Below are 20,758 nucleotides of genomic sequence, written 5' to 3'. Positions count from 1 at the left end.
CTTGAACCTGATTTAAAATGAAACAAAGTGAATTTAAAAAACGCCGCAAGCAATTAATGCAACAGATCGGCACCGGCAATATTGCGATTATAGGCAGCGCTGCCACCCGAACGCGCAACCGGGATGTGGATTATCCGTTCCGACAGGATAGCGATTTTTATTATTTGACCGGCTTTAATGAACCGGATTCCCTGGCCGTTTTTATTCCTGGGCGCAAACAAGGCGAATACATTTTATTTTGTCGCGAATTCGATGAAAAAAAGGCCTTATGGGAGGGCGCCCACGCAGGTCTTGACGGCGCTACCACGCATTATAAGGCTGATGATTCTTTCCCGATTGATGACCTGGACGACATTTTGCCGGGCATGCTGGAAGACAAGGCCAAGGTTTATTATCCTATGGGCCGTGATTCCGATCTCGATCACAGCTTATTGACCTGGATAAATCATATCCGCAGCCAGTCCAGAACCGGCGTCAATGCGCCAGGCGAACTGGTTTCGCTGGAGCATATTCTGCATGAAATGCGCCTGTTCAAGAGTCCCGAAGAACTCAAGCTGATGCGTCGCGCCGCCGATGTTTCTGCCAACGCCCATGCCAAAGCGATGCAAAAATGCAAGGCTGGGGTGTATGAGTATCAGATAGAAGCGGAAATGATTTATCATTTTATTCAGGATGGCTTGCGTGCGGTTGCCTATCCTTCGATAGTAGCCGGCGGAAAAAATGCCTGCGTACTGCATTACACTGAAAATGCCGATAAATTAAAAAACGGCGATTTACTGCTGATTGATGCCGGAGCGGAATGCGACCATTACGCCGCCGATATTACCCGCACTTTTCCGGTTTCCGGGCGTTTTAGCGAACCGCAAAAACTGCTGTATCAACTGGTTTTAGATGCCCAGACCGCAGCCATCGCACAGATCAAACCAGGACTGCCGTGGAATTTGGCGCATGATGCGTCGGTTGAGGTGCTCACCAAAGGCCTGGTAGCGCTGGGACTGCTCAAAGGCAAAGTAACAAAACTGATCAAGGATGAAAAATACAAGCAATTTTATATGCACCGGATCGGCCACTGGTTAGGCATGGATGTGCATGATGTCGGCGACTATAAAGTCGATAAGGAATGGCGCTTACTCGAACCCGGTATGGTGCTGACCATAGAACCGGGCTTGTATATCCCGGTAGATTGTCTGACCGTTGATAAGCAATGGCGAGGCATAGGCATACGCATTGAAGATGATGTGCTGGTAACCGACCAGGGCTATGAGATTCTGTCCGCTGGCGTCCCTAAAACGATTGAAGACATTGAAAGTTTAATGCAGGCAAGCTGATGCAACATGATTATGACCTAGTGATTATCGGCGGCGGCTTGGCCGGTAACTGCCTGGCTCTGGCGTTAAAAGACACCGGACTGAAAATGGCGATAGTTGAAGCCAGCACCGCTGAACAGTTGGATGACGCTGCTGCCGGCGACCGGGCTTTGGCTTTGGCCGCCGGTACCGTAAAAATGCTGGAGGCGCTGGGTATCTGGCAGAGTATTAGTCAGGCCGCTACCGCTATTAAAAACATCCACATTTCCGACCAGGGTCATTTCGGCAAAGTCCGTCTTTCGGCGCAACAAGAAAACGTGGCGGCGCTAGGCTATGTGATTAGCGCACGGGATATTGAGACCCATGTCGCCAAGCTGGTTAATGCGGCCAATATAGAACTGGTTTGCCCTGCCCGTCTGGTGGGTTTAATGGCCGGCAATAGTGCCGTCAATGTCAGCTTAAAACGTGGCGATGCTTCATTAAACTTATCCGCTCGGTTGCTGGTCGGTGCCGACGGCGGCAATTCTTCAGTGCGCAAGTTGCTGGAAATAGCGCAACATATAACCGAATACGAACAGACCGCATTAGTCACTACAGTCCAATCATCCCTGCCCCATAACAATACCGCATTCGAGCGTTTTACCGCTTCCGGGCCGCTGGCCTTGTTGCCGGTGAATACCAATCATTGCGCGGTGGTCTGGACGCGTAGCAGTGAAGATGCCGATGCACTGATGTCCGGCAGTGAGAGCGATTTTTTAGCCGAGCTTCAGCAGTGTTTCGGTTATAAATTGGGCAAATTTAGCTTGGCCGCTCCTCCAAGAGCATTCCCCTTGTCGTTGATACGGGCCGAAAAAATGTTAGCGAATCGAACCGTGATTATCGGCAATGCCGTACATCAGCTGCATCCGGTTGCAGGACAGGGATTTAACCTCGGCCTGCGCGATGTTGTGCAGCTGGCCGAAATGATCATCAACCAGCATCAGGCAAATCAAGATATTGGCGACGCCGAGTTCTTAACGGCCTATGCACAATCCAGACAGAAAGATCACGACCGAACCATCGGCTTTACCGATACGCTAGTGCGGATTTTTTCGAACGACTGGCTGGCATTGGCAGCCGTTCGCAATGTCGGCTTAGCGATACTGGATCATATTCCTACCGCAAAAACCTTACTGACCCGTCACGCGATGGGACTGGCCGGACGCTTGCCCAGGCTAGGCAGCAGGAGATAGGATAATGACTCATCATTATGAAGTCATTGTTTGCGGCGGCGGCATGGTGGGTGCAGCAACAGCTTGCGCCTTGGCGCATGGCGGCATCAAGGTGGCGTTACTGGAGCGGTTTAACCCGGAAAGACAATGGCCGCCGGAACCTATTGATATTCGCGTCTCCGCACTAACCAAAGCCTCCCAAAACATCCTGGAAATGTTGGGTGCATGGCCGGGCATGCTGCAGCGCGGCGTTTGCGCGTATCGGGACATGCGCGTGTGGGATGCCGGTGCCGACGGTGAATTGCATTTTGATTGCGCTGACACCCCTTTTTCTGAGCTGGGCCATTTAGTCGAAAACAGGGTCGCCGTTGCCGCCCTTTGGGATCAGCTGGACGCCCTGCCCTCGGCCACTTGCATTGCCCCGGCAAAAGTTATCGATATGCAGCTTAACGAAAACAGCAGGCAACTGCGCTTGCAAGACGATCGAACCCTTGAGGCTGATTTGATTATTGCCGCCGACGGCCGTGATTCAACATTAAGAGCCATGGCGGGTATAGCGGTAACCGGCTGGGACTATCACCAGGATGGCCTGGTCGCTACAGTAACCACTGAAATGAGCCATCAGTTCACCGCATGGCAACGTTTTTTGGCTGAAGGGCCATTGGCTTTTTTACCGCTAAATAATGGGCAATGCTCAATTGTTTGGACCCTCAGTTCAGCAACGGCAAAAAAATACCTGGCGCTTGCCGACAAAGACTTCCTACAGGTTCTTGAGCAAGCCTCCGGCGGCATTCTTGGAAAGATGCTAGACGTTGGTCCGCGCGCTGCATTCCCTTTACGCTTTCAATACGCAAACCGCTATATTGATCAAGGTTTTGCCTTGTGCGGCGATGCCGCTCATGCGATGCATCCACTCGCCGGCCAAGGTGTCAATGCAGGGCTGTTAGATGCCGCCGCTATTGCCGAGCTGGTCATCCAAACCAAGCAGGAAAAAAGGCCGCTATCCAGCTCACGCTTCTTGCGTCGTTATGAGCGCTGGCGTAAAGGCGATAACCTGATGATGATGTCGACTATGGATGCGCTCAACAAGACCTATCGCATAACTGCCGAGCCTTTAGTCGGCTTGCGCTCCGCAGGGATGAACCTGGTTAATAGCTCGGTACTGGCCAAGACTTACTTTAACAACTACGCCATGGGCTTGCGTGATGATTTACCTAAACTGGCAAAAAGGCAAATATGCTGGTAATCGCCAGTTTTTAGTACTAAGTACCGGCTAGGATTACCGTTTTTCGAATTAGAGTTTTGCCTGCACACCGGCTTCTGGTATATTCCAGCACTAGCGATACGGTTTACCTGCTTGGCCTGCTGACCGATGGCGCTTAACGATAAAGCACTAAAGAACAAAAAAATGTAACGACTCAGCGTTAAAAAAATAGAACGCAGATGCCAAAAGTAGGCGCCTCTAGGCGACGCTGATAATTAAGATAAAAAACAAGATTTTTTTGAGTTATCCGCGTTCTGTTATGTTGATGACTACGTAGTTACAAAAAAATTAACCTAAAAAGGTGGAGAGCCATTATGATTGAAGGGTTGTTTATATTAACGACTATTTTTGTTGCCTATGTTGTTTATGTGATGATAGGCGAACAGAAAGCAACGGCTAAATCCAAAGCGCCACAGGCAAAACCTGAAGTTCAAGCCGCCGCCGTGGAACTGCCAAAACCCCAGGTTGCTGTTGCAACAGAAAAACCAGTCGCAATTAAACCGGCTGCGGCTAAAACGGTAGCGCCTAAAGCCGCAACACCTAAGCCTGTAGCCGCCAAAACGGCTGCGCCTAAGGTAGCGACTAAAGCTGCGGCAGCCAAGGCAACGACAGTCAAACCGGCAACCGTTAAAAAAATCCCCGCACAGGTCACGGCCAAGAGCGCAGGATTAAAAAACCCACAAACAGCCGAAATTGCTACGGCCTATAGTAATTACCGATTCACCAAGCGCTGGATAAAAGACGCATTGGTTGCAGAAGGATTACTGGAAAAAGTCTATAAAAATAATGAACTGAATACTGAGACTGAAGCGACAATAAAAGACGCTATAGGTAAGTTCGAAGCCATGGATAAATATAAGGCTTAGGTATTCCTGATTACCCATAAAGAACAGCCAATGTTACAAGAATGTCTATACTGACAGTATCTACCATACGGATGGGATAACGTCATGAAAAACAAAGTTCAATTTCAAAAAGGCTATAGCCTGGGCGAGTTCATGAAAAATTATGGGAGTGAAGGGCAATGCCGAAAAGCCTTGTTTCATTGGCGCTGGCCTCAAGGCTATGTTTGCCCTGAATGCGGTGGGCAAAGCTACTGCTCCCTGAAAACACGAGTGGTTTATCAGTGCAATCACTGCCACCATCAACATTCCCTCATTAGTGGCACCATTTTTTCTGCGACGAAACTCCCGTTAACAACTTGGTTTCTCGCGATCCACTTGACCACACAAGCAAAAACTGGCGTTTCTGCCCTTTCACTGCGCCGTCAATTAGGTGTTTCATACAATACCGCCTGGAGCATCAAACAGAAGCTGATGCAGGTAATGAAGGAGCGTGATGATAGTAAGCCGTTATCCGGCGTCATCCAACTGGATGACGTGTATTGGGGCGGCGAACATCGGGGAGGCAAGCGTGGACGGGGTTCACCCAACAAAACACCTTTTGTGGCGGCTGTGTCGGTCAACGAAAAAGGACATCCTATTGCCATGAACATGACTGTGGTCAACGGGTTCCGCTCCAAAGAAATCACTCGTTGGGCGAAGCGCCATCTTAGCACCGACAGTCACGTGGTCTCGGACGGACTGGCCTGTTTTGCCGCTGTTACCAAGGCAGGATGCCAGCATACCAGCATCGTAACCGGTGGAGGCCCTGAATGTGTCTCGCTGGAACCCTTCACTTGGGTCAATACGATGATAGGTAATGTCAAAAGGTCGATTGACAGGACTTATCACGCTATCAATCATAAACACCTTCCGCGCTATTTGGCAGAATTTTGTTATCGCTTCAATCGGCGATTTGTCCTTGAGGATATGCTGCCCCGCCTATGTTACGTTGCAGTCAGAACACCACCTATGCCTATGCGGCTACTGAAGATGGCTGAGGATTATGGGTAATCAAGTAGGTATTTGAGGTTCAAGGTTCAAGGTTCAAGGTTCAAGGTTCAAGGTTCAAGGAATATTGTAAGGGTGGCCTGATTGGCTGCCTTTTTTTATTGCGCTTTAAAACGCCTTTTACCGGCTCTATCCGATATCCAGCTTGTTCAAGCGATAGCGTAACGATCTGAAAGATAGCCCCAGCTGCTTGGCGGCGGCTGTTTTATTCCCTTGAGTTTCTTCCAGCGCAACAGAGAGCGCTTTTCTTTCGATTTTTTCCAAATGCTCTTCCAAAGATCCTAAGGCTAGATCAAAATCCGACGACTTAGTAAGATCATGCGTACCTACCGGCAGACTCAAATCATCGCTCTCTATGCGATTGCCGTCATACAGCGCCAAAGCTCTTTCCAGGACATTTTCAAGTTCACGCACATTGCCCGGAAAATGATACCGTTGTAATGCCGCTGCTGCGGCTGCCGATAAGGCGGGCTGATCCTGTTTGTCGGCAGCGGTCAGTTTGGCCAATATGTGCTCGGTAAGAAGCGGTATATCGCCAAGTCGCTCACGCAAGGGGGGGACATGAAGATCGATGACATTGATACGGTAATATAAATCCTGCCTAAAACTGCCGTCCCGAACCATGTCGTTAAGGTTTTTATGGGTGGCGCTGAGCAAACGAATATCGACCGGGATTTCCTGTTGCTCGCCAACCGGGCGAATCTTTTTTTCCTGGATGGCGCGCAACAGTTTGACTTGCAAAGACAGCGGCAAATCGGCAATTTCATCGAGAAATAAAGTGCCGCCTTCTGCGGCCTGGAACAAGCCTTTTTTGTCGCTGACCGCGCCGGTAAAACTGCCTTTTTTATGCCCGAAAAACTCGCTTTCCATCAGTTCCTGCGGGATGGCTCCGCAGTTAATCGCGACAAAAGCATGGTCGCTACGAGAACTGTGCTGATGAATCAACCTGGCGACCAACTCTTTACCTGAACCTGATTCGCCGCTGATATAGACCGGAGCCTGACTGCGGGCGAGTTTATTTATTTTTGCCCTGATCTCCCGCATGATGAATGAGTCGCCCAGCAAGGTGTGCCGGGATCGTCTTTCTTTAGTGGGACCGGCAGCGGAAAGTTTTAACGCATTGTTTACCAGCAACCTAAGTGCGGGCAAATCAACCGGTTTGGAAACAAAATCGAACGCGCCTTTTTTCATCGCCAGAATAGCCGACTCCATGTTGCCGTGTGCGGTAATAACGGCAACCGGTATCGGAACGGACAGCGTTTGTATAAAACCGACCAACTCCAGGCCGTTGCCGTCAGGCAGCTTCATGTCGGTCAGGCAAAGATCGAAGGACTTTTGTTGCAATAATGCTTTGGCATCGCCTATATTTTCGGCGCCGCAAGTTTGGATATTCATTCTATTCAGGGTGATTGCCAGCAGCTCCCGAATATCGGGTTCGTCGTCTACAATCAAGGCCAGTGGTTTTTTCATCGTAATGTCTGTTCCGCGTTCAACAAGCACAGTCTAAAACAGCTTCGCTTATCGTCGGTTAAATAATAGTTCAATTTTGCCTGATTTAATTCGGCTAATTCTTTGGAGATATAAAGCCCTAAGCCTGTGCCGCTGGACGATGTGGTAAAAAAGGGTTCAAACAGGTGAATTTGCTGTTCACTGCTAATGCCGGCACCATTATCGATGATGGCTATGCAGGGCGCCTGTTGTAAGGAAAACACCTGTAAAATTATCGGCCCGGCCTCAGGATTGCCGTATCTCAGTGCGTTGCGGCATAAGTTGTCCATAATCTGTCTTAAATGATCGGGATCTATCAGCACACAGACCGATTCAACAGGATATGAAAGAGCGAAGGCGTCCCTATTCACAGCATGTTCGAGCGTGAAATTCTCCAGGTAATTATCCAGCCACGGCTTTAAATAAAGTTGCTCCCGTCTTGAATCGGTTCGTCTGGACAGCTGTAAAATATCTTCAATAATATGGTTGACGCGAACTGAATGGGTCTGGATGATTTGGGTCAAGCGCTTATCCTGAACGGATAACAGCGGATTTTCCGCCAGTAATTGTCCGGCATGGCTGATCGCGCCTAAGGGGTTGCGTATTTCGTGGGCAATACTGGCGGTGAGTTGACCCAGCGAGGCCAGTTTGCTTTGCTGTACCTGCTGGTTATAAAGCGCAATATCCTCAAGAATAATCATGTAAAAAAACTCATTTCCTGTCGGCAAAGGCATGAACCGGCTATGAACTTGGGACTGATCCGGCAATTCGAGCAGCACCAGATTCTGTTCAGAATCAGCTAACCACGTTTGAAATGCCAGCGACAAATGGCTTGAAATATCGCTTAAATTAACCGGTAGTGCCGCTAAATTTACCAGCCGCAAGGCCGACTCATTGGCCATTTGAATGCTTTGCTCTTTGTTGGTGATAATGATGCCTGATTGCAGGTGCTGAATAATGTACTTGTTGAGATCTTCCAGTTTGGTGATAGTTCGTTTTTGCTGATCGGTAAGCTGTAATATTTGTTCGCTACGCTTTGCCAGAATATAGGACAGCAACGCAATGGTAAAAAATGCAGCACCCAGCATGCCGGAATTGGTATAAGAGGTCGAATTGAAGCTGTGCATATAATCGGCAAGGATTTGTTCCGCCAACACCGCCAGACTGGCCAAGGCAGCAAAAAACATCGCGCAACGGCCGCCGATCAATAACCCGCCAGCGGCGATGGAGACCGCAAGCAATACGCCCATGCCGCTGTTAACGCCGCCGGAGGCATGCATGATCAAGGTAAGTATCAGTATGTCGGTAACAATAAGCAGCTGCGCTTGTGCGGTGTAGCTGGTGAGTCGCCAGACTATGCAGACACCGGAGATGATTGAGAGTATCAGGTAGCTTTGGCTGCTGTAAGTGAATAATTTGCTGTCGTACGCACCGAGCAATGAAGCGTTGGTGTCACTGTAAAACAAACTGACAAACAGGCCGGCCAGGATTAATCGATAGCCTAAAAAAACTTTCAGCAATAACCAGGCTTGTTGGGCAGGAATTCCGTAGCCTTTAGAGAATGGGCAGGGAAAGACGGTCTCATTGGAATTTGACGGCATAGTTGTTTTTAGAATAGCGTTTTGCAGGGACTTGGTTAAAATGCTCAGTAACGCCTTTAATCGTAACATTTAGTTATCATCTGAGTGAAGAATACCCGCCGGACCTTACCGGTCAATCCAGGAGCAATCAATGAATATTCATGAGTATCAGGCTAAACAGTTGTTTTTGCATTACGCGATACCGGTGCCTGATGGCAAACAGGCGACAACCCCCGAAGCGGCCGAACAGGTTGCCAAGGAACTGGGCGGTGACGGTTGGGTGGTTAAAGCTCAGGTTCATGCCGGCGGTCGGGGCAAGGTCGGCGGGGTAAAGCTGGCTAAAACTCTGGCTGAAGTGGCCGAGTTTAGCCGGGGCATGCTGGGCAAGCGCCTGGTTACCAAGCAGACCGGCGCGGAAGGACTGCCGATTAACTCGCTGCTGATAGAAAAAACTTACCCGATCAAGCGCGAATTATATTTGAGTATTCTGGTCGACCGGAGCAGCGAACGCATTATTTTTATTGCCTCGGCCGCAGGCGGCATGGATATCGAAACCGTCGCCCACGAAACGCCTGAACAGATTATCTCGGTTCCCGTGCATCCGGCCGCCGGCTTGCAAGGCTATCAATGTAGGAAAGCCGCCTATGCCTTGGGACTTAAAGGCCAGCAGATCAAAGCCTTAGGAAAAATCATGCAAGGCTTGTACGACCTGTTTTTAGCCAAAGACGCCAGCCAAATTGAAATTAATCCGCTAATAGAAACCGACAGCGGCGAGCTGATAGCGCTGGATGCCAAGATCAATTTCGACGATAACGCGGTTGAAGCGCATCCCGATATAAGGGCGATGAAAGATGCCGAACAGGAAGATGAAAAAGAAAACAAAGCCCAGCAATTCGGGCTCAATTACATTACCCTGGAAGGCAATATCGGCTGCATGGTCAACGGTGCCGGACTGGCGATGGCGACCATGGATCTGGTCAAACTCAAAGGCGGACAACCCGCCAATTTTCTTGATGTCGGCGGCGGCACCAGCGTTGAAAAAGTTTGCGAGGCGTTCAAGCTGATCTTGTCGGATCATAGCGTCAAAGCCGTGTTGGTGAATATTTTCGGCGGCATCGTCCAATGCGATATTATCGCGGCGGGCATTTTAGCCGCTGTCGAACAAGTTCATGTCACCGTACCGGTGGTAGTGCGTCTGGAAGGCACCAACGCCGAACAGGGTAGAGCCTTGCTAAGCAACGCCGGATTGAATCTTTATGCGGCGGATGATTTGGCGCACGCCGCAGAACAAGTTGTAGCATTTGCGGAGGCCGCATGAGTATTTTAATCGACAAAGACACCAAAGTGATTTGCCAGGGTTTTACCGGCAAGCAAGGCACTTTTCATTCCCAGCAAGCGCTGGATTACGGCACCCGATTAGTCGGCGGCGTGACGCCGGAACGCGGCGGCGAAACCCATTTGGGCTTGCCGGTGTTCAACACCGTACAAGACGCAGTGAACGCTACCGGCGCCACCGCCAGCGTCATTTACGTGCCGCCTTTTTACGCGGCTGACGCCATTCTGGAAGCTGTCGATGCCGGTATTCAACTGATTGTCTGTATCACCGAGGGTATACCGATACTGCAAATGTTGCGCGTTAAAGCGGCGATGGCCGGCACCGGCGCCTTGCTGATCGGTCCCAACTGCCCCGGCATCATTACCCCCGGCGCCTGCAAAATCGGCATCATGCCGGCTAACATCCATCTACCGGGATCCATCGGCATCGTGTCGCGCTCCGGCACCTTAACCTATGAATCGGTGCATCAAACCACCGTGCAAGGCCTGGGACAAAGTACCTGCGTCGGCATCGGCGGCGATCCGATACACGGCATGAACTTCGTCGACGTGCTCAGCCGTTTTCAGGCTGATGACCAAACTAAAGGCATCGTCATGGTCGGTGAAATCGGCGGCGGCGAAGAAGAAGAGGCCGCAGAATACATTAAAGCCCACGTCACCAAGCCGGTGGTTGCTTATATCGCAGGACTTACCGCGCCTCCCGGCAAGCGCATGGGTCATGCCGGGGCGATTGTGACCGGCGGCAAAGGTACGGCGGAAGGCAAGGTCGCGGCGCTTAAAGCGGCGGGGATTGAAGTAGTGAGTTCGCCGACCGATATTGGCGTGGCGATGAAAGGGTGTTTGTAAAATTGAACCGTTCAAACCATAAAGGTATGAGAGTATGAATGATGTCTGAGCTTGAATGTATTGAAATCTGTGCAGGTGCCGGTGGCCAAGCATTGGGGTTAGAGCGCGCGGGATTTGGCGCGCAAGCCTTGGTTGAAATTGATGGTCATTGCTGCAAAACCTTACGCTTCAATCGCCCAAACTGGAATGTTATTGAAAGTGATGTGAAGGAGTTCGACGGTACAAAATACCAAGGTGTTCAATTGTTGGCTGGCGGCGTACCGTGTCCGCCGTTTTCTAAGGCAGGTAAACAATTGGGCAAAGATGATGAGCGTGATTTGTTTCCAGAAGCATTGCGGCTTGTTGATGAAATCAGGCCTAATGCAGTCATGTTGGAAAACGTGCGTGGCTTTCTTGATGCCGTATTTGAAGACTATCGCATTACCTTGAAGCGCAAATTGCAACGTATGGGTTATGTTGTCGATTGGCGTTTATTGAATGCTTCAGACTATGGTGTTTCGCAGTTACGCCCTCGTGTTGTGATCGTCGCCATTAAAAAAGATTTGGCCGCTAATTTTAATTGGTGTACCCCCCGTGATCATAACCCACCTACTGTTGGTGAGCTGTTGCTCGATCAAATGAATTCTGGTGGCTGGCGTGGAGCAAGAAAGTGGGCGAAAGAGGCTGATGATATTGCGCCAACAATTGTGGGCGGCTCTAAAAAACACGGTGGCCCTGATTTGGGGCCAACACGAGCCAAGAAAGCATGGGCGGCATTGGGGGTTAACGGTCATACTATTGCTAATGAAGTACCTGAAAAAGATTTTGTTGGTATGCCACGCTTAACCGTGGAAATGGTGGCGCGTATTCAAGGTTTCCCCGATGATTGGAAGTTCTTGGGCAAAAAAACACCTGCATACCGTCAAATTGGTAACGCTTTTCCGCCACCGGTTGCTCACGCAGTGGCGTCACAAATTCATAACTGTTTAACAGCTAGAAAACTATTTGCAATGGCAGGATAAGAAGTTTAATAATGGCAAAATTAATTGGAGCAAAAGCAAGATTACGCGAACATTTCTTGAATAATATTGGTCGTGTAATGGATTCTGAAGAATTACGGGAAGTTTGTAGCAATCAAAGCGAATGGGCGCGGCGTGTTCGTGAGCTACGAACAGAAGAAGGTTACCAAATTCTCACCCACAACGACCGTAGCGATCTAAAGCCAGGACAGTACATCTTAGAAAATCCGAAACCACAACCCGCATTCGAACGTGCAATTTCAAAAGAAACTAGAGCTTTCGTTCTTGATCGTAACGGTTTTACTTGTCAAATGTGCGGCGCCGTTGCCGGAGAAGCTCATCCATACGACCCATCAAGAAAAACACGCTTACATATAGGGCATATTATCGACAAATCACAAGGCGGCGATGATAGTGCTACAAACTTACGGGCATTGTGTTCTGTGTGTAACGAAGGGGCTTCAAACTTAACTCTTGACCGCCCATCCAGTCAAAAATTACTCATACAAGTTAGACGAGCAAAAGGTGGGGATCAAGTTGAATTACTAAAGTGGTTAATTGGTAAATTTCCAAAACAAGCTAAAGAATTCCTCGAATGATCCTAAAAATAGCCCTGGCCCAAACCAATTTCCTGGTCGGCGATATAAGCGCCAATGTTGATAACATAGTCAAAGCCGCCCTTCATGCCCGCGATCAATTGGGCGCCGATATGATCGTTTTTCCTGAGCTGACGATTACCGGCTACCCGGCGGAAGACTTGTTATTGCGCACCGATTTTATTACCGCCGCCAATAATGCGCTTTATCAACTGGCCGACCGCGTGACCGATATTGCGCTGATCGTCGGCTTTCCCGAACGCGACGGCGACAAGCTGTACAACAGCGCGGCAGTATTGCATCAGGGCGCGATAACCGCCTGTTATCGCAAGCGGGCGCTGCCCAATTACGGTGTGTTTGATGAGCAGCGTTATTTTACGGCAGGCAATCAGCCCTGCGTATTTGAGTTCAATGGCACCTTTATCGGCCTGACCATTTGCGAAGATGTCTGGCGACCCGGCATTATTGAAGACAACAAACAAGCGGGAGCCGAGTTGCTGCTGACCCTTAACGCCTCGCCGTTTAATTCGGGAAAAATCCATCAGCGCGAAGCCATTGTTTGCAGCCAGGTTAAAGCCGCACAGATTCCGTTGGTGTATGTCAATCAGGTCGGCGGTCAGGATGAATTGATTTTCGACGGCGCGTCTTTTGTTGTTGCTGCCGACGGCGACATTGTTTTCCGTGCCGAGGAGTTTAAAGAGCAGATCAGCGTAGTCGAGTTTGATGGCAGTCATCCGCTAAAAAATACGTGTGCGCCGCTTTATGCTGAGGTTTCCAGCGAGTATCAGGCGCTGGTATTGGGCATTAAAGATTATGTCAGAAAAAACGGTTTTCAGGGCGCGATTTTAGGGCTGTCCGGCGGCATCGATTCGGCTCTGGTGCTGGCTTTGGCCGTTGATGCCTTAGGCGCGGATAAGGTTGAAGCGGTATTGCTGCCGTCGCGCTATACACAGGACATGAGCAACGAAGATGCGGTGCTGGAAGCGGAAGCCTTGGGCGTACACCACCATACCATTCCGATAGAACCCGCCGTTAATGCCTTTACCGGCATGTTGGCCGATATTTTTGTCGGCACGGCCAAAGACGCCACCGAAGAAAACATTCAGGCGCGTTGCCGCGGCGTGGTGTTAATGGCATTGTCGAACAAGCAAGGCAAGCTGTTATTAACCACCGGCAACAAGAGTGAAATGAGCGTCGGTTACGCGACCTTGTACGGTGACATGTCCGGCGGTTTTGCGCCGATCAAGGATGTGCCCAAGCTGCTGGTTTATCAATTGGCTCGTTATCGCAACACCTTATCTCAGGTGATACCGGAACGGGTCATTATCCGTCCGCCTTCGGCCGAACTGGCACCGGATCAGGTCGACGCGGATTCATTGCCGCCTTACGACGTGCTGGACCCGATACTGGAGCGTTACATTGGGCAGGATCAATCTGCCGATCAAATCATTGCTGCCGGATTCAGCCGTGAAGACGTAGCCCGAGCCATCAGCCTGGTAGACCGCAACGAATACAAACGCAGACAATCTCCGCCCGGCATCAGGATTACCTCCAGAGCGTTCGGTCGCGACCGACGCTACCCGATCACTTCCGGTTATAAGGGAATTTAAGCCAAATTAAATACCCTGGGCGACTGGCCGGTCGCCTAGGCGATGATTAAGAAGGCAATACCCTTTCTCAATTCAGGTCTATTTGTAATACAATGGGCCGGTTTACAACCGTTTGTTTCGATCACCAAATGTTCCTGCCGGCGGATTATAAAAACAAGGCTATAGCTGCGTTGGCTGACGATATTACCTGTTGATTTTCAATAGAAACATACTTTCTAACAACTCGCATAGCCCATAAAACATTACTGCTACCTCAGCTATATTCCAGAGTAGACAGTATTTAATAATTTAAAAAAGGTCAGTTTTATGTGTTGGAGTGGTGAAGCATCCGGTGTTTTAGCCGTCGCAGGTCTTAGTACCGCAGCTTATGTTGCGCTTAAACAGGGGGAATCAAAAGAACTCTGGGTCCCGTTAACTTATTTTGCCTTAATGGAGTTATTACAGGCGATAACCTACGTCTATATCGATTTATGCGACAATCCCAATAATCAGATACTCACACTTTTGGGCTATCTGCACGTCGCGTTCCAACCGTTTTTTGTCAACATGGTCGCAATGTATTTCATCCCGGAAAGCGTCAAACTGAAAATACAAACCACGGTTTATACCATCTGCGGCATCGGTACGCTGTTCATGCTGATCAAAATGTACCCTTTTGCCTGGGCAGGAACTTGCAACATCGGCATAGAAGGTTTTTGCGGACCGAGTATCTGTTCCACCTCCGGTTCCTGGCATATCGCCTGGCAAATGCCGTTGAACGGTTTGATGTCAGATCCGGTCGCCTGGCTGTTAGGCTTTAACTGGGGTTTGCATGCCTTTACTTATATCGCCGTCGCTTTTTACCTGCCGCTGATGTACGGCTCGTGGCGTTTCGTGGGTTTCCATTATTTAATCGGCCCGTTTATTTCCGACCTTACCACCACCGATCCCAACGAATATGCGGCGGTTTGGTGCTTGTTTTCCATCGCTTTATGCGTATCGGTCATTAAATCCCCGATCAGAAAACACCTGCACGTTAAAACCTGGCCTTTTTATAAAAAGTATATTGGCGATTCGCTGTAGCTTCCAGGTTTTGGCTGCCGGCTTAAGGTGCCGTGTTAATAGGCATACGGAGTGCAAGCTTCGCTTGCAAACAGGCAAAGCCTGTACTCCGAACCGGCTATGGCCGGACGGACATGAATAATCGTAAACCAAAATAGTTGAGATCAATGTGGGAGCGATGCCTTCGTCGCGATGAGGGCATCGCTCCCACATTGATAGGCTATCAGTGCCGGCAAATTTTAACTGGTTGTCCCGTCCAAGCCGGACGGAGCTTGCAGGCAACAAGATACTTGCCCCGTCTACATTACTTTTTCCCTAAGCGTTTTTGTTGATTTATCCTCGAACGCAGCCATTGCAATAAGGTTACTCCGCGCTTGATAACATACGGCGCATAGGTTTTTGCCCTTTGCAGCAGTAATACCAGCAGCCGAAAAAGCATCATCCCTAGTCGATACAGCGCTTGTTGCACTCGATAAAATAAGGGTCGCAGCGCCGCAAAATTCAGTTCTCTATCCCTGATGTTGCCGCGCCGATGCAGCCAGCGTAGCAAGCCGCTGACATACAGAACGAACAAGCCGATACCGGTAAGAAACCAGAGCAACCGGCCGGTCGCGCCAAAAGCCTCGCCGGTGTGCAGCGGCCATATCCAGGTGGTAAAAACTTCACCCTGATTAAATCCCGACGGGTCGCGCACTTCTTTAATCTGTCCGCTCCAGCGATCCACCCAGACTGTGGTGTAGGGATGCCGAAGATTGATTTCATTGCCTTGCCGCAAGTTAATTCGATAAATTCCGCTGTCACCGGCGGGCGTGGTCACACGTCTGAGTTCGGCTCTCGGAAACGGGCCGCGTGCGATGAATTCCGCCGATTCCAAGGCGACCGGGTGATTATTCGGAATCGCCGAGCTGATGATATTTTTCCCGGTTCCGCCGTGCTCCATGCCCGATGTGCCGACCAGCGCTGCCAATATCGACGGATAACTCAGATGAAAACCGGTGAACGCCAGCAACAATAAGATCGATGCACTCAGCAGTCCGATCAGACGGTGCAGGTCGAAGGCCAGTTGGATCATGCCGACATGATGACGAAGCCTTAATGCCAGAGAGGATTGGTATGCCTTGGCAGCAGGCGCAGCGAACGCTGCCCGAATACCTCGCAGTCCCGGCCACCACAAATAAATGCCGGTACCGATAGAAACCATCAGCAATAAGCCCAAAATGCCCACCGCATTCCAGCCGAAGCGATTTAGCTGTAATTGGGTATGCAAATCAAGCAGCCAAGTGGTGACTGTTTGCCCCCAGAACCGACTGGCAACGACCTCGGCGGTATACGGATTTACCGACACCATCAGCGGCGCGTACAGCTCGAAGAAGGTTTCTCTGGGTTTCTCGTACCAGACGGTAATCATGCCTTGCGGAGACCTGGGCATTTCCATAGTCCAGGAGCCGTAACGGTTGGGATGTGCCGCTCGCACGGCGCTGATGATTTTATCCAGCGATTGCCGCTTGCCCAGTGGTTGCTCGATAACCAGCTTGGGATTCAACAGCTCATCCAGTTCTTCGCGGTAAATGCTGATACTGCCGGTCAAGCCCATCAGCGCAAAAAAGAATCCGGCGCTTAAGGCCAGATAAAGATGAATTTTAAGCCAGGTTGCCCGACTAAGCAGGCGATGAATAGGCAATTGCATGATGTTGATATCAGATAAAAAAACAGTCATTATCCCATACGGGATTACGTCTTGTTGCTTTTGTCCAACCCGCCATAGCTCTTATCAGCGCCTTTATCGAGATGTATATCCTAAAGTTTCGGGATTCAATCCGAAACTTTAGCTATATCAATGTATTTGAACAATAATGGTATTCACCTTCACAAATGACGAAAGCAAGATAAGTCTTGCGGGTTAACTTATGGTATCTTGGCCTTGATAGCTAGAGAGTTGAATGTGTTAATAGGTCGCTTTTTTATTTTGGCCGATGAAAACTTACCGACTAACTCGAGTTAAAACGCGTTGTACTTATTATGTAAATCCACTGGAAGTTAAAAACGATTATGTCGTGGAATTTGTTTAAAAAAACCCGGTTCAACCATCAGGCAATGGCACAGATTCCAAGTCTAAACCGATACTTGATAATAAGCCTTTACCAACGAAAACAGCTGATATTCCTGCTTCAACACCTAAGCCTATTTCTCAACTGCCGAACGAAATGGCGCTAAAAAATAAGACAACATGCGGTTATGTTGCCGAAAAAATTTCAATGAAGGATGTTGAAAACCTCTTTCCGATCAGAAATTACGATCAAGAAAAGCTGCTGGCTTTTACCTCCGACCTTAAATCTGAAATTCATCCTATGCAAACGATCTTGTTTCATTGCGGCGATAACACGGACTCGGCATTGTATTTGTTAAAAGGGACGATTTCTTTAGCGGATGACAATGACAAAGTTTATGAAATAGCGGCTGGAACTGGAGAAGCCAAATTTCCGATCTCAAGCGGTTCCATACATACAGCAACGGCCGTCGCTAAAACTGATGTGAGTGTTCTGCGTGTCTCACAAAAAATCTTATCCCCTAAATATGCGCCGTTATCCCAGTTTTCCACACTGGTGATTCCAGAGGAATTAACTAAAAATCAGTTGTTGTCCGGTTTTATGCATCATTATAATAATGAAGAACTTAATATACCTTCATTACCGGATGTGGCGATTAAATTGCGCAATGCCATGCAGAACGATGCTGGCGTTGCTGGCATCGTCAAAATCATTCAGCATGATGCGGTTATTTCCGCCAAGCTTATTGGCTTAGCCAATTGCCCCCTCTACCTCAGTGCAATCCCGGTAAAAACGTGTTGTGAAGCGGTAAACCGTATCGGCTTAAATGCCACGCGTAACTTAGTCATTAGTTTAAGCATCAATCGTATTTTCAAAACTGACTCACCGCTGATAAAAAAATACTTAGATGAAATATGGAAAGAAAGTATCTCTATTTCCATTATCAGTTTTGTTTTGGCCACGATTACCAAGCAAGTGAATCCTGAAGAGGCACTGCTCGCCGGACTTATCAGCAATATTGGCGCCGTACCTTTTTTAAGTTTTGCCACCAACCTTCCTAAAGACTATTGCACGGCATCGGATATCGAACTCGCCTTACCTTATGTCAAAGGCCCGGTAGGGCACAAAATTCTAAGTGACTGGGGATTTGCCGAGGAATATCTTAAAGTTCCGCTCTATGCTGACGACTGGTATCAAAACAATAGCGAAAAACTGAATTTAACCGACATAGTTGTACTTTCCCGCTTACATTGGAAAATAGGACGTAAAAATAGCGTTGAACTTCCGCTGGTCACCTCTGTACCTGCGGCGAGCAAATTAAAGAATTTTTCACTTTCCCCCGAACGCTCTTTAAATATACTGCATGAAGCCAAGCAGCAAATTAACGATACGATGAGAGTGTTTTCCAACTAATCCATCGGGTTAATCGCAACGTGCTGCCGCCGAATTACTTGGGCAACAAAACCATCCGCGCCTGGAAAGCCTTTCCTGCAAGAAAAACCAATGCCTAGTAAAATCAGCCATAATGGAGTTGATTCGATATAATGCTCCCGTGCAGAAAATAATGTTTTAGAGGGGGATGGCAATGACTGATAACAATAATGAAAAACACAAGATAGTGATTGTTGGCGGCGGGGCGGCAGGACTTGAGCTTGCGACCAGTCTGGGTAAAAAATTAGCTAAAAAAGGTCTGGCCGAGGTCATGTTGCTGGATGCGTCACCGACTCATATCTGGAAGCCGTTGTTGCATGAGGTTGCCGCCGGTACGCTGGATGAATCCGAACAGATTGAATATCTGGCCCAGGCGCATCGAAATCAATTTCGCTACAGGCTGGGACGAATGGAAGGTTTGGACAGGCAGAAAAAGGAAATTTATGTCAGCCCTACGTTGAGCGACAGCGGCGAAGAATTAATCCCCAGACGCACTTTTGCTTACGATACGCTGGTGATGTCGGTCGGCAGTATCAGCAACACTTTTAATATTAAGGGCGTGGCGGAACACTGTTTATTTCTGGATACCACCGCTCAGGCGTTTAAGTTTCAAAGGCAGCTGGTTGAATCCTATATTAAACGTCACGTAGGTAAAAACAATATCACCGATAAGACCTTGTCTATCGTGATCATTGGCGCGGGGGCAACCGGCGTCGAATTGTCGGCTCAATTGCATGAGGTGACCGATCTGCTGGCGGTTTACGGTTTGGGTGAATCCAGCGATGTGAAACTGACCATTATCGAAGCCGCCAATCAATTGTTGCCCGCATTGCCAGTCAAATTAGCCAATGCAACACAACAACAACTGGTCAAACTGGGCATTGATCTTAAGCTGGGTCGCCGGGTAATTGAAGTCACCAAAGAGGGCGTTCATACCCACGATGGCGCTTTGATACCGGCAGATCTTAAAGTCTGGTCGGCGGGCATTAAAGCGCCGGATTGGATGCAAAATTTGGACGGTCTGGACGTTAACAGGATCAATCAGCTGGTGGTCGATGAAACCTTAAAGACCAATGATGATGACATTTTTGCGATAGGCGATTGCGCGGCTTGTCCCTGGCCTGGGCACGATGGCAATGTGCCTCCGCGAGCGCAGGCGGCGCATCAGCAGGCATCGACGTTAAGCAAATCGATAGTCAACCGCTTACAGGGCGGCAATCTGGTGAAGTATGTTTATCTGGATTACGGATCGCTGGTTGCGTTGGGAAAATACACCACGGTCGGCAATTTGATGGGGAATCTGATGGGTTCGGTCAGTGTCGGCGGCTTTATCGCCCGAGTGGTTTATCTGTCCCTGTATAAAATGCATCAAGTAGCGATACACGGTTATTTTAGGACGGCAATGTTGACGCTTTCTAATCTATTCAGACGCAGCGCTCATGCAAAAATAAAAATGCATTAGCGTTTTTTATCACCCTGCGCTTGCGTAGTTACTTTATTTATAACCCTTGACAAAGATCAATACCATGTTTGAAATTGAATACGAATTCCGCGAAGAAGATTTAATCCATTTTAATGAAATACAGTTCCTGAGAAATGAAGACATACAAAGCAATATCCGAAAAAACCGCTGGATAGTACCGGGTATCATGGGAATTATCGGTTCATTTTATTATTTTTATTACGGCGATATGAAATCGTCGGGATACATCGTCGTTATCGCTATACTCTGGGCGTTGCTATCGCCAAAAATCATGATGCTGGATTTGCGCAGGCAAATACTTAAAAATTATACCAATAAAGAAAAGGTCAATATGTTCGGTACTTATACGCTGAGCATAGATCCTGCCAATGCTAATTATTTGCTGGAAAAATCGCCCAGCGGCAAGCATAAAATGGCTTGGGCCGATTTGGTCAGGGTGGAATACGGCAAGCGCTATGTTTATATCTATATCAATTTAAGTACCGCGCTGGTTATTCCAGTAGAAACCGTCAAAAAGGGCAATCTGGAGCAATTTGCCGAGCAGGCGGAAAAGATGATTGAGCGGTTTGCTTAAGATTCAAGAGGTAAGGTACGCATCGCGTACCCTACAGGACTGCAAAAAGCGTAG

The 20,758-nt window shown here is 48.8% G+C and carries 17 protein-coding genes; 14 read left to right on the top strand and 3 right to left on the bottom strand.

Features of this window, described 5'->3' with window-relative positions:
* Window positions 1-17 precede the first annotated feature (17 nt).
* The 5 genes from pepP (at window position 18) to ABXJ76_RS00940 (ending at window position 5,677) form a co-directional block, all read left to right on the top strand.
* A complete protein-coding gene (pepP, locus tag ABXJ76_RS00960; RefSeq protein ID WP_432743264.1) occupies window positions 18-1,328 on the top strand; it encodes a Xaa-Pro aminopeptidase in 1,311 nt (436 codons plus the stop codon).
* Complete coding sequence (gene ubiH / locus ABXJ76_RS00955; RefSeq protein ID WP_432743263.1) at window positions 1,328-2,539, top strand: 2-octaprenyl-6-methoxyphenyl hydroxylase; 1,212 nt, start codon at window positions 1,328-1,330, stop codon at window positions 2,537-2,539. The genes pepP and ubiH overlap by 1 nt, the downstream gene beginning before the upstream one ends.
* 4 nt (window positions 2,540-2,543) lie before the next feature.
* The gene (locus ABXJ76_RS00950; protein WP_432743262.1) at window positions 2,544-3,764 is read left to right on the top strand and encodes a UbiH/UbiF/VisC/COQ6 family ubiquinone biosynthesis hydroxylase; all 1,221 of its coding nucleotides are present in this window, start codon (window positions 2,544-2,546) and stop codon (window positions 3,762-3,764) included.
* 332 nt (window positions 3,765-4,096) lie between these two features.
* Window positions 4,097-4,648: a hypothetical protein gene (locus tag ABXJ76_RS00945; RefSeq protein ID WP_432743260.1), complete on the top strand. Its 552-nt coding sequence runs from the start codon at window positions 4,097-4,099 to the stop codon at window positions 4,646-4,648.
* Between the two features lie 84 nt (window positions 4,649-4,732).
* Complete coding sequence (locus ABXJ76_RS00940) at window positions 4,733-5,677, top strand: IS1595 family transposase (protein WP_432743258.1); 945 nt, start codon at window positions 4,733-4,735, stop codon at window positions 5,675-5,677.
* 126 nt (window positions 5,678-5,803) lie between these two features.
* On the opposite strand, the gene ABXJ76_RS00935 is transcribed toward ABXJ76_RS00940, so the two are convergent.
* Together ABXJ76_RS00935 and ABXJ76_RS00930 are read right to left on the bottom strand one after the other, a co-directional pair.
* The gene (locus ABXJ76_RS00935; protein WP_432743256.1) at window positions 5,804-7,144 is read right to left on the bottom strand and encodes a sigma-54-dependent transcriptional regulator; all 1,341 of its coding nucleotides are present in this window, start codon (window positions 7,142-7,144) and stop codon (window positions 5,804-5,806) included.
* Entirely contained in the window at window positions 7,141-8,832 is a 1,692-nt protein-coding gene (locus ABXJ76_RS00930) for a sensor histidine kinase (protein ID WP_432743254.1), read from the bottom strand. Before ABXJ76_RS00930 ends, ABXJ76_RS00935 begins: the two co-directional genes overlap by 4 nt.
* A 61-nt stretch (window positions 8,833-8,893) precedes the next feature.
* Between ABXJ76_RS00930 and sucC the strand changes: the two genes are divergently transcribed.
* From sucC to ABXJ76_RS00900, 6 genes are all read left to right on the top strand, one after another.
* The gene (sucC, locus tag ABXJ76_RS00925; protein WP_432743252.1) at window positions 8,894-10,060 is read left to right on the top strand and encodes an ADP-forming succinate--CoA ligase subunit beta; all 1,167 of its coding nucleotides are present in this window, start codon (window positions 8,894-8,896) and stop codon (window positions 10,058-10,060) included.
* A complete protein-coding gene (gene sucD, locus ABXJ76_RS00920; RefSeq protein WP_432743250.1) occupies window positions 10,057-10,923 on the top strand; it encodes a succinate--CoA ligase subunit alpha in 867 nt (288 codons plus the stop codon). Before sucC ends, sucD begins: the two co-directional genes overlap by 4 nt.
* 41 nt (window positions 10,924-10,964) lie before the next feature.
* Window positions 10,965-11,924, top strand: coding sequence for a DNA cytosine methyltransferase (locus ABXJ76_RS00915; protein ID WP_432743249.1), 960 nt, complete (start codon window positions 10,965-10,967; stop codon window positions 11,922-11,924).
* An 11-nt stretch (window positions 11,925-11,935) separates the two neighbouring features.
* Window positions 11,936-12,520 carry an HNH endonuclease gene (locus tag ABXJ76_RS00910; protein ID WP_432743247.1) on the top strand — a complete coding sequence of 195 codons (585 nt, stop codon included), beginning with the start codon at window positions 11,936-11,938 and terminating at the stop codon, window positions 12,518-12,520.
* A complete protein-coding gene (locus ABXJ76_RS00905) occupies window positions 12,517-14,127 on the top strand; it encodes an NAD+ synthase (protein WP_432743245.1) in 1,611 nt (536 codons plus the stop codon). The genes ABXJ76_RS00910 and ABXJ76_RS00905 overlap by 4 nt, the downstream gene beginning before the upstream one ends.
* A 306-nt stretch (window positions 14,128-14,433) precedes the next feature.
* Window positions 14,434-15,189, top strand: coding sequence for a DUF5765 domain-containing protein (locus ABXJ76_RS00900; RefSeq protein WP_432743244.1), 756 nt, complete (start codon window positions 14,434-14,436; stop codon window positions 15,187-15,189).
* 283 nt (window positions 15,190-15,472) lie between these two features.
* Here the strand turns inward: ABXJ76_RS00900 and ABXJ76_RS00895 are convergent, their stop codons facing one another.
* On the bottom strand, window positions 15,473-16,885 hold the full coding sequence (locus ABXJ76_RS00895; RefSeq protein ID WP_432743242.1) for a PepSY-associated TM helix domain-containing protein: 1,413 nt from the start codon (window positions 16,883-16,885) through the stop codon (window positions 15,473-15,475).
* A 487-nt stretch (window positions 16,886-17,372) separates the two neighbouring features.
* On the opposite strand from ABXJ76_RS00895, the gene ABXJ76_RS00890 reads away from it, so the two are divergent.
* From ABXJ76_RS00890 to ABXJ76_RS00880, 3 genes are all read left to right on the top strand, one after another.
* Window positions 17,373-18,629 (top strand): HDOD domain-containing protein, encoded by a 1,257-nt coding sequence (locus ABXJ76_RS00890; protein ID WP_432743240.1) that lies wholly within the window; start codon window positions 17,373-17,375, stop codon window positions 18,627-18,629.
* A gap of 172 nt (window positions 18,630-18,801) precedes the next feature.
* Window positions 18,802-20,109 (top strand): NAD(P)/FAD-dependent oxidoreductase, encoded by a 1,308-nt coding sequence (locus ABXJ76_RS00885; protein WP_432743238.1) that lies wholly within the window; start codon window positions 18,802-18,804, stop codon window positions 20,107-20,109.
* A 64-nt stretch (window positions 20,110-20,173) separates the two neighbouring features.
* Window positions 20,174-20,704: a YcxB family protein gene (locus tag ABXJ76_RS00880; protein WP_432743236.1), complete on the top strand. Its 531-nt coding sequence runs from the start codon at window positions 20,174-20,176 to the stop codon at window positions 20,702-20,704.
* Window positions 20,705-20,758 lie beyond the last annotated feature (54 nt).

Origin of the sequence: Methylobacter arcticus (assembly GCF_050917435.1) — a bacterium.
Classification (GTDB): Bacteria; Pseudomonadota; Gammaproteobacteria; order Methylococcales; family Methylomonadaceae; genus Methylobacter_A; species Methylobacter_A titanis.
The sequence above is the reverse complement of the archived record's forward strand: the minus strand, read 5'-3'. Positions and strand labels throughout refer to the sequence as shown.